At 64.3% G+C, this 15,850-nt stretch carries 8 protein-coding genes; 3 read left to right on the plus strand and 5 right to left on the minus strand.

All coding sequences use genetic code 11. The features are described 5' to 3' along the window. Positions 1–38 precede the first annotated feature (38 nt). From HHL25_RS16470 to HHL25_RS16490, 5 genes are all read right to left on the minus strand, one after another. Positions 39–8,525 carry a GH36-type glycosyl hydrolase domain-containing protein gene (locus HHL25_RS16470; protein WP_169593565.1) on the minus strand — a complete coding sequence of 2,829 codons (8,487 nt, stop codon included), beginning with the start codon at positions 8,523–8,525 and terminating at the stop codon, positions 39–41. A gap of 366 nt (positions 8,526–8,891) precedes the next feature. Beyond that, positions 8,892–10,517, minus strand: a complete 1,626-nt coding sequence (locus HHL25_RS16475; protein ID WP_169593566.1) for a 5-guanidino-2-oxopentanoate decarboxylase — start codon at positions 10,515–10,517, stop codon at positions 8,892–8,894. Then, positions 10,502–11,704, minus strand: a complete 1,203-nt coding sequence (locus tag HHL25_RS16480; protein ID WP_169593568.1) for a pyridoxal phosphate-dependent aminotransferase — start codon at positions 11,702–11,704, stop codon at positions 10,502–10,504. The genes HHL25_RS16475 and HHL25_RS16480 overlap by 16 nt, the downstream gene beginning before the upstream one ends. Positions 11,705–11,715: 11 nt before the next feature. Continuing rightward, on the minus strand, positions 11,716–12,372 hold the full coding sequence (gene betI / locus HHL25_RS16485) for a transcriptional regulator BetI (RefSeq protein ID WP_169593570.1): 657 nt from the start codon (positions 12,370–12,372) through the stop codon (positions 11,716–11,718). Continuing rightward, entirely contained in the window at positions 12,369–13,247 is an 879-nt protein-coding gene (locus tag HHL25_RS16490; protein ID WP_169593572.1) for a dimethylarginine dimethylaminohydrolase family protein, read from the minus strand. The genes betI and HHL25_RS16490 overlap by 4 nt, the downstream gene beginning before the upstream one ends. A 207-nt stretch (positions 13,248–13,454) precedes the next feature. On the opposite strand from HHL25_RS16490, the gene HHL25_RS16495 reads away from it, so the two are divergent. From HHL25_RS16495 to HHL25_RS16505, 3 genes are all read left to right on the plus strand, one after another. Beyond that, positions 13,455–14,228, plus strand: coding sequence for an ABC transporter ATP-binding protein (locus tag HHL25_RS16495; RefSeq protein ID WP_169593574.1), 774 nt, complete (start codon positions 13,455–13,457; stop codon positions 14,226–14,228). A gap of 34 nt (positions 14,229–14,262) precedes the next feature. Beyond that, on the plus strand, positions 14,263–15,042 hold the full coding sequence (locus tag HHL25_RS16500) for a transporter substrate-binding domain-containing protein (RefSeq protein ID WP_169593576.1): 780 nt from the start codon (positions 14,263–14,265) through the stop codon (positions 15,040–15,042). Between the two features lie 72 nt (positions 15,043–15,114). Beyond that, positions 15,115–15,846: an ABC transporter permease gene (locus tag HHL25_RS16505; RefSeq protein ID WP_169593579.1), complete on the plus strand. Its 732-nt coding sequence runs from the start codon at positions 15,115–15,117 to the stop codon at positions 15,844–15,846. Positions 15,847–15,850 lie beyond the last annotated feature (4 nt).

Raw genomic sequence — 15,850 nt, forward strand, 5'->3', positions numbered from 1 at the left:
CGGTGGCTACGACCGCCCTCAGGCGGTCGCTGGGCCGGTCACAGCGTGTGGCCGGCATCCAGGTCGTTGATCGCCTTGCCGTCGACCGTGACGGCGTAGCCGGCTGTCGTGGACAGGCGTTCGACCTTGATCGCGTGCGTCTTGCCGTCGATGGCGAGGTTCGCTTCGAAGTCGTTCCATTCCGGCGGCAGGGCCGGCTTGACGAACAGGACCCCACCCTTGCGGCTGATCCCCAGCAGGCCTTCGATGGCGAAGCGGTAGAGCCAGCCGGCGGAGCCCGTGTACCAGGTCCAGCCGCCTCGGCCGAGATAGGCATCTCCGCCGTAGACGTCGGCAGCAACCACGTAGGGCTCCACGCGATAGCGTTCCGCCGCTTCGGCATCGAGCGCGTGATTGATCGGGTTCAGCATCTTGAAGCAGCGCCATGCATCCGCCGGGCGACCGGCCTTTGCGAGCGCCATGCCGAGCCAGATGGCCGCATGGGTATACTGGCCGCCGTTTTCACGGACGCCGAGCGGATAGGCCTTGATGTAGCCCGGATCCACATTGGACTTGGCGAAGGCCGGGGTGAACAGGCGAATGATACCTGCCTCGTCGTCGACCAGCTGGGCGAGCGCGGCGTCGAGTGCCTTTGCCGAGTGCTCGGGCTTGCCTTGGCCGGAGAGCACGCTCCACGACTGGGCGATCGAGTCGATGCGGCATTCCTCGGACTGCGCCGAGCCGAGCGGCGTGCCGTCGTCGTAGTAGCCGCGGCGATAGTAGTCGCCGTCCCAACCCGCGCGTTCCAGTGCATCCGAAAGCTCGGTCAGATGGGCAGTCCAGCGCGTGACGCGGGCCTGGTCACCCTTTTCGAGGGCATAGGCGAGGAAGGACTTGAGGGTGGAGGCCAGGAACCAGCCGAGCCAGACGCTTTCGCCTTGGCCCTTCTCGCCGACGCGGTTCATGCCGTCGTTCCAGTCGCCGCCCAAAATGAGCGGCAGGCCGTGGGGGCCGGTTCGGGCGACGGCGAGGTCGAGCGCGCGGGCTGCGTGCTCGTAGAGGCTGTCCTGTTCGGCGGTCACCGACGGCTCGAAGAAGCTGTCATGCTGACCGTCGGCGAGCTGGGGCCCTTCGAGGAAGGGCAGCGTCTCGGCGAGGAAAGCCTTGTCTCCGGTCGTCGTCACATACTGGTCGACCGCATGAGCGAGCCAGACCACATCGTCGGAGATCCGGGTCCGGACGCCGGCGCCGGTGCGCGGCAGCCACCAGTGCTGCACGTCCCCTTCGACGAACTGGCGCGAGGCGGCGTTGAGGATCTGCCTGCGGGCGAGCGCGGGCTCGTGAAGCAGGAAGGCGAGCGTGTCCTGCAGCTGGTCGCGGAAGCCGAAGGCGCCGCTGGCCTGGTAGAAGCCGACGCGGGCGAAGATACGGCAGGCGAGGGCCTGGTAGGGCAGCCAGCGGTTCACCAGCGTGTCGAAGCCCGCATCGCCGGTCCGGACCTGCAACTGGCCGGTAAAGCCGGTCCAGAATTCGGTGGTCGTGCCGAGGATCGTCTCGAAGCGTTCCTTGCGAATGGCTTCGATCAGGGCGCGGGCGGCTTCGGGCGTATCCGTCTCGCCAAGCAGGAAGGTGAGATCCCGCTCGGTTCCTGCCGGCACCTCGATGTCGAAGGCGAGGGCCGCGCAGGGATCACTCTCTGTCTCGGCCGAGCCGGAGAGACGCGACTGGCGGGCAAGCGCCTGCGGCAGCTTGATCGTACCGTGGCGGCCGATGAACTCGCGGCGGCTCGCCGAATAGCCATCGGGCGCGGCGGGACCGGCGAGGAAGGCGGTTCGGCCCGGATAGTTGATGTCGTAGGGGTTTGTCGCGAAGAGCGCGGACGTCTCTTCGTCGAAGGACGAAAGGACGAAGGGCGCGGTCTTCTGCTGGTTGTTGCCAAGGACCCATTCGGCATAGCCGTAGACGCGGAACCTGCGGGTTTCCCGCGTCTTGTTGCTGAGCACGAGGCGGGACAGCTTGACGGGGCGGCTGCGATCGACCGTCTGGGTGAGCTGCAGCTCAAGTCCGTCATGGGTGCTCGTAAAGACCGAGTAGCCCAGGCCGTGCCGGGTCTCGTAACGGGTCGTTTCATCGAGGTTCAGCGCGCTGACCGGCGAGTAGGTGCGGCCCGTATCGAGGTCGGCGACGTAGAGGGCCTCGCCGGGACGGTTGACGACCGGATCGTTGGTCCACGGCGTCAGCTGATAGTCACGCGAATTCTGGCTCCAGGTGAAGCCTGAACCTTCCGCCGAAACGTGGAAACCGAATTCCTCGTTCGAGATCACGTTGATCCACGGCTGCGGGGTCGCCTGATGGCCGGCAAGACGGACGACGTATTCCTTGCCATCCTTGGCAAAGCCGCCGAAGCCGTTCCAGAAGTCGAGATCAGTTCCGCCGATCGCCGGCGAGATGGCCGAGGGGGCGGCCGGAATGGCTGGCAACAGGCCCGGCCATTCAGCTTCAGAGCCGTCCGGTGTGCGCGGAGTGGCAAAGAGCGAGACAGTCCGGTTGATCTGGTCGACGACCTTGCCGTTGCGGGCATGCAGGACGACGCGAGCCGCGGCGAGCAGGGCCTGGGACGCGCTGTCTTCCATCAGGTCGTGGCGAACGACGAAGACATGCGGCTTGCCGCCGCTGCCGTCGGGCAGGCGATGCCTGAGGTTCTCGGCCATCTGGTCCAGGGCATGCTGCATGTCCTGCGCATAGGAGGTGGCACGCTCGTTGACGATCGCGAGATCGGCGACAACGCCACGCCGACGCAGGTATTCCAGCGCGCTCATCGCCTCGCGGGCGATGTCGGTGTCCATGTCGTCGTTGATGCGCAGCGCGAAGATCGGATAGTCACCGGAGATCGCCAGCGGCCAGAGGGCCGACTGGGTAGTCAGCCCGCTGCGCACGGTCGCCGGATCGACCCGGAGATGGGTGTCCGGATAGACCAGATAGCGGCCGAGGTGCTGGAAGGCGGCGGCCTGCTGCGAGGTGATGCCGATATGGCGAAGCTCGACCTGGGCGCGGGTCCAGGCATGGATGAGCTCGTGGCTGAAGGCATCCGGGTGACGATAGCGTTCAATCGCCTGGTCGATCTTCTCGCGGTTCGGCGCGGCGATCGTCCAGAAGATGACGCTGACCTTCTTGCCCGAGGGGACGCGCACGAGGCGGCGCAGGCTGAGGATCGGATCGAGGGTGAAGCCATCGGTACCGGAGAGCGTTGCGCCCGGGTCGAAGGCGGCGGCCTCGGCGAGGCTACGGCCACGGCCGAGGAAGCGGCGCCGATCGGTTTCGAATTCCGTCGGGCGGCCCGGGCCGGCATTGTCGACCACGAGGTGGGCGACGCACATGTCCGCATCACCGGGGCTGCGCTTGTTGCGCTCGGCGCGGATCACGTCGCGGCGGCGGCCGAACTCGGTCCTGATGAACATTCGGGAGAAGAGCGGATGGGCATTGTCCGCGTCGTCCTGCGCCAGAACGGGCTCCATGTAGGAGGTCACTTCGATGAAGCGATCCTCGGGGCCGGTGTTGAGGATGGTCAGGCGGCGGCCTTCGGCATCGTGTTCGGTTGCGACGATGCACTCGACCTGGGTCGAGATGTCGCCGACGGTCTTGAAGAACTCGGCCTTGTCGTCGCCGAAGATCACCTTGGACTTTTCATCCTCGGCACGGCGCGGCGAGGCGGTGGCGGACCACCACTGTCCGTTCGACATGTCGCGCAGGAAGATGAACGTGCCAGTGCGATCCTCGGTCGGATCGGCCTTCCAGCGGGACACAGCCTGGCCGTTCCAGCGGGAATAGCCCGAACCGGTCGCCGTCAGCATGACCGAATAGTGGCCGTTGGACAGGAATGCGACTGCGCGGTCCTTGGTCGCCGGGTCGGTGACGGTGCGGATTTCCGGGCGCAGCAGGTCGGCCTGACCCTTGCCGGGTGTCTGCGGTTCGTATTTCGCGCTCATCACCGGGATCTCGCGCGGGGCCTTTTCCTGCAGCAGGAGTTCGGCCGCCTCGATGACCGGGTCGGCGTGGAAGAGTTCGCGCAGGCGGCCGTTGAAGGCGACGTTGGCGATTGCGGCGATCGACATGCCATGGTGGTGGGCATAGTAGTTGTAGACCACCGCACAGGTCTTGCCATCCGGCACGCGGGTCGGCGTGAAGTCGACCGCGTCATGGAAGCCGTAGGCACCCAATGCGCCGAGCTTGCGCAGGCGCTCGAGGTTTTCGACCGCGGCCTCCGGGAAATACTGGCTGGCGAGGATCGAGGCATAGGGCGCGATGACGGCGTTCTGGCCGAGTCCGCGCTTCAGGCCGAGCGTCGGCACACCGAAGTTGGTGTACTGATAGCTCATCTCGTGATCGCGAGCATTGAAGGCCGCTTCGGAGATGCCCCACGGGATGTTGAGGCGGCGACCGTGGTTTATCTGCTCCTGGACCACCAGATTGTTGGTCTGGTTGAGGATGCCGCCCTGGCGCTCCTGCATGACGAGCGGCGGCATCAGGTATTCGAACATCGAACCGGACCAGGAGATCAGAGCGGCGCGTGCGCCGATCGGAACGACCTGTCGACCGAGACGATACCAATGCTCGGTCGGAAGATCGCCCTTGGCGATGGCGAACAGACTGGTCAGGCGACATTCGGAGGCGAGAAGATCGTAGCAAGCCTCGTCGAGTTCCCGGCCGTCGACGCGATAGCCGATCGACAGCAGGCGCCGTTCCGGACGGAAGAGGAAGCCGAAGTCCATCGAAAAGGCGATGTCGCGGGCGCGGTCGCGCAGCAGGGTCAGACGCTGGCGCAGCGGATCGATGTTCGAAAGGTCGAAGGCGGTATCGGCGATGTGGGCTTCGCAGATTCCGACCAGCGATTCCGTCCAGCGGATCACCTCGGCGCTCTGGTCGGAGCGCAGTTCGTGATGGAGGTTGGCCGCAAGCTTCTGGATGTCCCGGGCGAGAACGGCCAGGTTGATGATGCGGATCGAAGCGAATTCGTGCTCGCGCTTCACGGCGGACAGCGCATTGTTGAAGCCGACGATGCGTTCTTCAAGGCGACGGCGCAGCGGGCGAACCGTCTTGCGATCGTCCGGCAGGTCCTTCAGCACCTCGAGAAGGATGCCGCCAACATCCCCGATGCCGTCCAAATTGCCCTGGAGATGGGCGGAGGGCGCTTCGGCCCACTCGCGGCAGGCCGAGGAGATCGCGATGAGGTGGCCGGCGAGGTTGCCGCTGTCGACCGCCGATATGTAGCGCGGTCCAAGCGTCTTCAGGGTATCCGTGTGGTACCAGTTGTAGAGGTGGCCACGGTACTTATCCATGCGCTCGACGGTCGAGATCGTCTGCTCGAGACGCTCGATCGTCTGCTCGAAGCTGATCCAGCCGAAATGACGGGCGGAGACGACGGACAGCAGGTAGACGCCGATATTGGTCGGCGAAGTCCGGTGCGCGACAATGGGTTCCGGCCGTTCCTGGAAGTTGTCCGGCGGCAGATAGTTGTCGCCGGCAGTCACGAAGGTCTCGTAGAATCGCCAGGTACGGCGCGCGATCTTGCGCAGTTCGATGGTAACGTGTTCGGGAACGAAAAGGCTGTCCTCGGTCTCCGCCGACTGGCTGACATACCAGGCGACGAGCGGGGAGAGCACCCACATGATCGCGAAGGGCAGGCCGATCAGGAAGCCGTAGCCGCCCGGCAGCGCCGCGAAGAAAAGGGCAAGGACCGCCACGACCGGCGCATGCAGCATGCTGCGGTAGTAGGTCGAAATGCTGCCCTGCGCAGACGACTGGATGCTGGCGGCGGTGCGCCATTCGAGCAGCAGCTTGCGGCTGACCAGCATGCGGTAGAGCGAGCGAATGATCGCGTCGCCCATCATGTAGGCCATGTCGGCGATGAAGACGATGCGCAGGGCAACCTGCGCATTCGACGAGCGCAGTTCGGACCACAGCGACTGGAAGTGTGCTGCCGGAACGATGTCGGTCTGGCGCGGCACCAGGCCCGAGAGCAACGACAGAGTCGGTGCGACGAACAGACAGAAGATCAGCACAAGCTGCCAGATGAAGGCGCCGACCGGATCCATGGCGAACCAGCCGAGGACGGAGGCGAGGAACCAGGCCATCGGGGTCAGCGAGCGGCGCAGGTTGTCGACCATCTTCCAGCGGCCGAGCGAGGTAATGCCGCGGGCGGGATCGAAGATGTAAGGGATGAGCTGCCAGTCGCCGCGGGCCCAGCGATGCTGGCGCGAGATCTCGACCTCGTAGCGGGTCGGGAAGTCCTCGACCAGTTCGACGTCGGTGACGAGGGCGCAACGCGCCATCGAGCCTTCGAGCAGGTCGTGGCTCAAAACCGTGTTCTCGTCGATCCGTCCCTTGAGGGCGGTCTCGAAGGCATCCACCTGATAAAGGCCCTTGCCGGTGAAGGTGCCCTCGCCGGTGATGTCCTGATAGACGTCGGAGACGGTGAAGACGTAAGGGTCGACGCCGCGGTTCATTGAAAAGACGCGCTGGAAGACGGATGCGTCCTTGCCGGTGGTCAGCGAGGGCGTCACACGGGGCTGGAGAAGGCCGTATCCGCTGACGACGCGGCCGGTCTTCGGATCATGGACCGGGCGGTTGATCGGGTGATAGAGCTTGCCGACCAGCTTGGTGACGGCGTCGCGCATCAAGCGCGTGTCGGCGTCGAGGGTCATCACGTACTGGACGTTTTCCGGCACCATGTTCGCGCCCGGAAGATAGGACGTGTCGCGGTCGCCGCGCAGCAGCAGGTTGAGTTCGTGCAGCTTGCCGCGCTTGCGCTCCCAGCCCATCCAGGCGCCTTCGGCCGGATTGAAGAGGCGGCGGCGATGCAGCAGGTAGAAGCGGGTCTTGCCGTCATGCGCATAGCGGGCGGAAAGCTCGGCGACCTGGCCCTTCGCGTATTCCAGGATTTCGAGATCGGCGGCGGTTTCCTCGACCGCGCTGTCGCGCCAGTCGCTCAGCAGCGCGAAGTAGATCTCGCCGCGCGGGTTCGTGAGGTAGTGGACCTCAAGATTGCGGATCAGCTCATCGACATCGTCGCGCTTGGCAATCAGGCAGGGCACGACGACAAGCGTGCGTGCATCTTCCGGCAGGCCTTCCTTGAACTCGTAGCCGGTCAGGCGGGCGGGTTTCGCGATGAAGGTCACCAGCGTGTTGAAGAGGCCCGTCGCACCTTCCGACGCCGGCAGCGAGAACAGCAGCAGCAGAACGATGGTCATCGGCGTCGACAGGCCGGCCATCTCCAGGAAGTAACCAACCACCGCCATTGCGGCGAGCGTCAGGCCGATGACCGGCACGGCGATGGAAATCCAGTTCAGGCGCTGGATGCCGAGGGCGAGGCTGCGCCAGAGCGGCATTCGGTAGCCGATCGCCTGCTCAAGGAGCGGGCGCTGGGCGCCGACCAGGTAGCCGCCGACATTCGGCGTCACGCCGGCTTCCCCGGATCTGGCGGCCTCAGCTGCGAGATCGATCGCCATCTGGGCGATTTCGATCTCACTCTTGTCCGAGCGGCGGGCCAGCTTTTCGATCGTGTTGCGATAGGCGTTGCGCGAACCGAAGTCGAGCTCGCGATAGTCGGTGTGGTTGCCGAGGATCTTGTCGACGAGGCAGACGTCTTCCACCCAGACCGACCATTCCTTGTCGTCAATCTCGCGCAGGCTCTTGACGATGTTACCGGTCGTCACGTTGCCGGAAGACAGGCGGTTGTGCTCCGCCGTCATCGATTCCTCGGCGGTGCGGCCGGCCTTTTCCAGGCGCTGCTCGACCCAGGCGATCGCAAAGCTGGTGTTCTGCGATCCGTTGCGCAGGCGATAGAGGAACTGGGTCGCGAAGGTATTGTCTTCGGCGAGCGGTTCGATCTGCTTGAGGAGTTCGGTCGAGCTTGCCGCATCGTTCAGCCGAATGATCTCGTCGGCGACTTCGTTGGCCTTGCGGCGCATGCGGCGGGAGCGATCGACACGAGTGGAAATGCGGCGCAAGTTTTCGATCAGAACGAAACGGACGATCGACGGCAGCGCCCACAGTTCCCCGATTTCCAGCGTCTGGTGTTTCTGGAAGCCTTCGACAAGCGCGGTCATGGCTTCCATCGACACGGTCGAATGGGTGTGGGCCACATAGAGCCAGGCCAGCGCCATGGTGCGGGGGATCTCGCGGTTCCCGACCTTCATCGTCGGGAGCTGGCGATAGAACTTCTTCGGGAAGTCGCGGCGGACTTCCTGGATCGCTTCCTCGATGATGTAGTGGTTGTCGAGCAGCCATTCGGCGGCAGGCGTAATCGTCGCGCCGGCTTCGACGTCGGCTGCGGTTGCCCGGTAGACGCGCAGGATTTCCCGCTCGTTCTCGCGGTGGCGCGCAAAGAAATCGAAGTCGATCAGACCGGGCAGGTCGGTGGCCCCGTCGCGGGCCAGAGCTTCGGCGCTTTCGCGCAACTCCTCGATCGTGAAATAGGCGGCCCGGATCGCATCGTTGTGATCGATCTGTCTGGTATCTAAGTCGCGCGACTGAACATGCAGCGTCATGGGCAAAGACTTATTCTCGGGTGTTTCGTTTACTGGAAGCCGTCAGGGTTCGTCTTGGCCTGCTGCCGTCTTCTCGCGCATCGCTTTGCATGGTTTTGGCCTTCCGTTCAATCATCTGAACTCAAAAAGGCAGCTATGCGACGCGAGGGCGGCAAGAAAACGGATCCAGGCGGAGATGGGACCGTGGCTTCGCTGGGAAAATTGGCTTTTTTATGCCTTATTTCAAAGCCGTAGCCAAGCGATAAAGCAACCGCCTGCGCGGCCGGGCGCCGTGCGGCGGGCAAATTTCGGCTTTATGTGAAGGATCCGTGCAGAGTCTTTGTGCGGCACAAGGAGCGGCCCTCACGAGCGAGCCGCCCTTTCCGATCAGGCGGTCGCGCCGCGGGTCTTTCTCTCGTGGATCTCGATCAGGGTGGGACCCAGCGTCCGGCTGGCATCGACCAGGGCTCCCGGCAGCGCATCGACGTCGGAAAGCCGGACGGCCGGCAGGCCATAGGCCTCGGCAATCTTCAGGAAATCGGGCGGGCTCGGCTTCACGCCTTCGGGCACGATCCCCTGTTCGATCATGTAGGTCTCGATCTCCTGATATCCGTCGTTGTTCCAGACGAGGAAGATCACCTGGGCGCCGGCGTCCTTGGCCGCGCCGAGCTCGGCGAGCGAGAACTGCAGCCCACCGTCCCCGACCAGGCAGACGATTTGCGTTGTCGGCTCCGCGATGCTCGCCCCGATGGCGGCCGGCGGCCCGTAGCCGAGCGCTCCGTAGCCGGTCGCGGCATTGAACCAGCCGTGCAGGCGATCGGCTTCATAGTAGAGGTTGCCGGAATAGACGGCCTGGGTGGAATCGCCGACGATGATTGCGCCGGGAAGCGTTTCCCGGATCGTCTCGAGGATAGAAATCTCGCAGCGCATCTTCGGCGTCAGTTCGGCAAGCGCCGCCTCGCGTGCTTGCAAGGCTCTCAGTACACCCTGCGCATCGATCTTTTCACCACCGAATTCGGCAAGCTCGGTCAAAAGGTCGTCGACGAGATTGTTGACCGTGGAGAGGATCGGCAGCGAAGCGGACGGCCCGCGGGCGAGCTGCGCCGCGTCGATGTCGACGCGCACGAGAGTCTGCGGCAGTTCGGGGAAGCCGTTGTCGGCGTACATGTCGTAGTCGGTCTGGCCCATCTGCGTACCGAGCGCGAGAACCAGATCCGCGTCGGCGATCAGTCGGCGGACGGCCGCAAGACTTGGGCTTGCGGGAACGGACAGCGGATGCCGGTAGAACATGCCGCGCGCATTGACTGTGGTGACGACAGGCGCGTCGAGCCTTTCGGCCAGCACCTCGATGCCCGGAGCGGCAGAAACGGCGCCACCGCCGCACAGGATCACCGCACGCTTCGCCTGACGGCAGCGCTGGGCGAGATCGAGAACGGATGCGATGTCGGCGCGGGGTCGGGGGACGGGCGGATTTTCCGGCTGCGGCAGTGCTATGGGCTTTGCCATCACATCGGTCGGGATCTCGATATGTACGGGGCCGGGACGACCGGAGCGCAAAATGGCAAAGGCGCGGTTCATCACGGCCGGAAGGTCTTCCGGTTCCAGGAGCGTATGGGACATCAGCGCGAAAGACGCGATCATCGCCCGCTGGTCCGGCAATTCATGCAGGCGGCCGCGACCATGACCAAGGCTCGACCGGGCATTGACCCCGGAGATCACGAGCAGCGGCACCGAGTCCTGCTGGGCCTGGGCCATGGCCGTGATGGTGTTGGTGAGGCCCGGGCCGGTGATGACGAGGCAGACGCCTGGCTTGCCGCTGACGCGGGCATAGCCGTCGGCCATGAAGCCGGCACCCTGTTCGTGGCGCGGCGTGACATGGCGGATCTTTGCGCCCGCAAGGCCGCGATAGAGTTCCACGGTATGGACGCCGGGGATGCCGAAGACGACATCGACGCCGTTGGCCTCCAGGATGTCGACCAGAGCCTCGCCGACCGTCTTCACTTTGTCGCCCATCGCGGGGTGTCCTTCTCGCCAACCAGTTCATTTGCCAGGTCGACCATGCGCCCCGTGGCGGTTGCCAGCTTAGGGTCATCGACCGTCAGCGAAATGCGGATGAAGTTTTCGGCTTCCTCGCCGAAGGAGGCGCCGGGCATGACGGCGACATCCTTTTCATCGAGCAGACGCTTGGCGAAGGCCTGGCCGGCGAGGCCCGAGGCGGAAACGTCGACGACGATGAACATGCCGCCCTCCGGCATCATTGGCTTCAGGATGCCGTCCTGGTCGAGGATGCCGGCAACCAGTCTCGCACGCCGCTCGTAGTTGTCGCGCATGACGGCGGCGGTATCGAACGGCTGTGTCAGGGCCATTGCGGTCATGTCGGCGATGAACGGCTGCACGCCGAACAGCATGGTTTCCGAGACAGGCAGAAGACGGTCGCAGAATTCCGTGGGGCCTACCGCCCAGCCGCTGCGGAAGCCCGGTGCAGCATGGGACTTCGAGATCGACGAGACGACGATGGTGCGTTCGGCAAGTTCGGGATCGTCGAAGGGCGAGGCGAAGGCGGCGCCGAAGATCAGCTCTTCATAGACTTCGTCGCAGACGATCCAGAGATCGTGCCGGCGGCAGACGTCGCCGATGGCGGCAATCTCGGAGGCGGTCAGGACGGCCCCCGTCGGATTGTGCGGCGTGTTGAGCAGCAAAACACGCGAGCGCGGGGTCACGGCACGTTCCAGATCCTCTGCCTGGAGGTGAAAGCGCTTTTCCGGATGAAGCGGAACCGGAACCATGCGCGCGCCGCTCGAGGCGATCACGCCTTCATAGGTCGCGTAATAGGGGTCGCCGACCAACACCTCGTCGTCGCGCTCAAGCAGGCCGAGCATGACGGTGAAGAGTGCGGTCTGGGTACCGGGGAAGCAGAGCACGTTGCGCTCGGTGGCGTCGGCTCGGCGCTTGCGATATTTCCCGACGAGTGCCGCCACGACGGAAGCCTCGCCGCGGCCGTTGGAATAGCGGGTGCGGCCCGCATACATGGCGCGGGCGCATTCGTCGAGCAGGGACTGATCGGGACGCACATCCGGTTCGCCGATCGTCAGTTCGATGACGGGCGTGCCTGCGGCGGCCTTGCGCCGCGCCTCGATGTGAATGGCCCATTTGCCGGAGCCGAGATCGGCAAGGCGTTCGGTGATGGCTGCGTAACGCATGGGTTGTCCAATCATTTCTTGTCGTGTGCGACGGCTTTGGCTTCGACGAGGCTCAGGCCACCGAGCAGCGCCTCGACCGAGGCAAGCGCGATGCGGGGCAGCGCCTGGTCGTCGAAAAGGTCGCCGGCCAGAGAGCCTTCGAGCCACAATCCGTCGATCAGGCCGTTGATGGCGATCGCGAGTTCATGGCATTCGGCGGGTTCAATCGAGCGGCCGCATTCCTTGAGGAACGCTGCCGTCAGCGTCTCGAGCGAGGCCAGGAAGGTGAGGTAATTTTCGCGGTGGATGCGGGCGAATTCCGGGTCGACGCGCACATGGCTGATGAAGGCCGCCCAGAGGGACAGGGTGCGCGGGTCGGTCACCGGCGGGCTGACATTGGCGATGATGAAGTCGTGCAGCCGCTGGCGCGCACTTTCTCCGGCCGTCTCCGCGGCATTGACCGCCGCCGAGGACATCGTCGTCATGATCTCGCGATAGGCGGCCTGAAGCATCTGGTCCTTGCCGGTGAAATAGTGGCGGATGAGGCCGCCGGTGACACCGGCACGGGCCGCGATCTGGCGGACGGTCGCGCCCTGCAAACCGTGTTCCGAGATACAGTCGAGCGTAGCCGTGATCAGGTCCTGGCGGCGTTCGGCTTCGCCAGCGCGGTGAAAGGTGCGGCGGGTCATGGCTCGAGCCTGAGGATCGGGCGCGTCAGGCAGGTCGGGCCGCCCTCGCAGGCGATGCAGAGCGCATCCGCGGCGAAGACCTGAACGTCGCAGCCTGCGGCTTCCATGGCCGCCCGGGTCTCGGGGAAACCGTCGACCATGATGACCTTGCTCGGAGCGGTCGGAAGGACGTTGAGGTTGAGGCCACTGCTCGCGGCGAATTCGCTTTCGGGTGCGACCACCAGCCGAATGCCTTTTTCCTTCAGAAGGAAATAGAAGGCTGCCGGCAGCAGGGGTGCATGTACCAGCGCGAGGTCGTCGGCAAGCGGGCTGATGACCGACATCAGATGAAGACAAGCCTCCTCGCCCTGCCACAGCGGCAGGTCGAAGCCGAGCACGGTTACGCCGAGCGGTGCAAGAATGGCGGAGACCTGGTCGATGCCGGCCTGGTTCGAGCGCACGCCGCGGCCGATCGCCAGCGTCTTGTCATCGACCCAGACGCAGTCGCCGCCTTCGACGGTGCCGAGAGCCTCGACGCGGCCTAGGATCGGAACGCCGGCCTTACGATAGGCCGCCTCGTGCAGTGCCGGCTCTCCGGCGCGCAACGGTTTGCCCATGTTGAGGATGATTGCACCCTTGTCCGTCATCAGTGACGGGTCGTGGGTGAACATGGCATCGGCCAGGCCGTCGCCATTGTCCTCGAGCCAGAGGATCTCGGCTCCCGAGGCGGCGACGAGGCGCGCGAACTCGCCATATTGGACAATGGCTTTCTCGCCGTCGAATGTCGGGTCATAGTGCCATTTCTTCGGGTCCGCAGCTCTCAGGCTTGGTCCGGGGCGACGCATCAGGACGCGACGCAGCGGCTTTGCCATTTCCTGCGAGCCGTATTCCTTCATGCGCTTCTTCCTCCGACGGGCAGGCCCGGCAACCATTTGCGGCTCTGCGTATCGTTTTATTTATACGGTTGAATAATTGCCGCACAAGTGCAAAACTCGCGTCAATTCACCGGGCGTGGTCCAGCGGCGCACCGGGCAGACAAGAAGCTGGCGGGAACAGTCGCAACGATCTGCCGGAGGTATTTCTCCGGACATTGGCGGTATTTCATGACGGAATCGGCGCATGCCATCGAGGTGCAGAATCTCCACAAACGGTTCGGGCCTCTCGAAGTACTAAAGGGTGTTTCCCTCTCGGCCAGACAAGGCGACGTGATCGCCATCATCGGCGGCTCTGGTTCGGGCAAGTCGACCTTCCTGCGATGCATCAACATGCTGGAACTGCCGAGTGCGGGCTCCGTAACGGTGCATGGCGAGACCATCGAGATGAAAAAGGACGGGCATGGTGGGCTGATGCCGGCCAATCGCCGCCAGGTTCAGCGCATCCGCAGCCAGCTCGGCATGGTGTTCCAGAGTTTCAACCTGTGGCAGCACATGACCGTTCTGCAGAACGTCATCGAGGTGCCGGTCCACGTTCTCGGCATGCCGAAGGACAAGGCTGTCGATATTGCCGAAACGCTTCTGAGGCGGGTCGGCCTCTATGAGAAGCGGGATGCCTATCCCGCCTTCCTGTCGGGCGGCCAGCAGCAGCGCGCCGCGATTGCCCGGGCGCTCGCCATCCAGCCGCTCGTCATGCTGTTCGACGAACCGACTTCCGCGCTCGATCCGGAACTGGTCGGCGAAGTGCTCTCCGTCATCGGCGACCTCGCCAAGGAGAAGCGAACGATGATCCTCGTCACCCATGAGATGAAGTTCGCCCGAGAGGTGTCGAACCACGTCGTCTTTCTACATGGGGGCGTAATCGAGGAGCAGGGGCCGCCGGACCAGGTGTTCGGCGCGCCGAAATCCGAGCGGCTGAAGAAATTCATCAGCTCTATCCATTGAGAACTTCACCAAGTCATAAAACAGGGGAACTGGAATGAAGAATGCAATGAAGATCGCAGTCATGGCCGTGGCACTCAGCGGTGCAGTGTTCGGCTCGGCACTCGCCGAAGAGGTGAAGGTGGGCTTTGCCGCCGAACCCTATCCGCCGTTCGCATCGCCGGATGCCAACGGCAAGTGGATCGGCTGGGAAGTCGAGTTCATGGAGGCGCTTTGCGCCGAGGCCAAGCTCGACTGCGTCATCACGCCGGTCGCCTGGGACGGCATCATCCCGGCGCTGACGTCGAAGAAAATCGACATGATCGTCGGTTCAATGTCGATCACCGAAGAACGCCTGAAGACGATCGATTTTTCCGACAAGTACTACAACACGCCGACCGCCATCATGGGCCCGAAGGGGGAAAAGTTTGACGCGACGCCTGAAGGCCTCGCCGGCAAGATCATCGGCGTGCAGGTCTCGACCATCCACCAGGACTACGTGAACAAGTATTTCGGCCCGACCGCTGCCGAGGTCAAGGAATACCAGACGCAGGACGAGGCCAACCAAGATCTCGCCGCCGGCCGTGTCGATGCCGTGCAGGCCGACGTGATCGCGCTCGATGCCTTCATCAAGTCGGAGGCAGGTGCCTGCTGCGAGATCAAGGGCAATGTCGTGGACGATCCGGCCATCCTCGGTGCCGGCGTCGGTGTTGGCCTGCGCAAGGGCGAGACCGAACTGAAGGACAAGGTCAATGCCGCGATCAAGGCGATCCGCGCCAACGGCACCTACGACACCTTCTCCAAGAAGTATTTCGACTTCGACATCTACGGCGGCTGAGCCATAGCCTGGGCATGCGGCGGCGAGCCCGCCGCATGCCATTTTCCTTTGTTCATTTTCGGGTAGTTCACGATGGCGGCAGCGGCCGGCGGCCTTTTCGATCTCAGTCTTCTCGCGTTATCGCCTCCCGGCTGGGGCGGCGTTCTTCTCGAGGGCTTCGTGCGCTCGCTGCAGCTTGCGATCGGTGGCTATGCGCTTGGCATCGTGATCGGCATCGGTGGCGCCTTCGGGAAGCTCTATGGCGGGCCGATCATCAGGGACCTGCTGGAGGTCTACACGACGCTGATCCGCGCCGTGCCGGAGCTGGTGCTCATCCTGCTGCTCTATTATGCCGGCACCGATGCGGTGAACGCCCTGCTTTCCCTGATCAGCCTGCCACCTGTCGATATCAGCGGTCTCGTCGCCGGCATCTTCGTGATCGGCGTGGTCCAGGGCGCCTATTCGACCGAAGTGCTGCGCGGGGCGATCAAGGCCGTCCCGGCCGGGCAGATCGAGGCCGCCCGCGCCTTCGGAATGTCGCCGTTCAAGGCGCTGACGCGGGTGACGCTGCCGGCCATGCTGCCTTTCGCCATTCCGGGACTTGCCAATCTCTGGCTGATTTCCACCAAGGATACGGCGCTGTTGGCCGTCGTCGGTTTCAGCGAGCTGACGCTTGTCACGCGCCAGGCCGCCGGTACGACCAAGGCCTATATGCTGTTCTTCTGCGCGGCCGGCGTTCTCTATCTCGCACTGACGCTCGTCTCCAACATCGTCATCGGCATCATCGAGCGCCGGGCGCGACGTGGCATAGCGGAGCCGGTGTGAGCCC

Source organism: Rhizobium terricola (assembly GCF_012927355.1).
Classification (GTDB): Bacteria; Pseudomonadota; Alphaproteobacteria; order Rhizobiales; family Rhizobiaceae; genus Allorhizobium; species Allorhizobium terricola.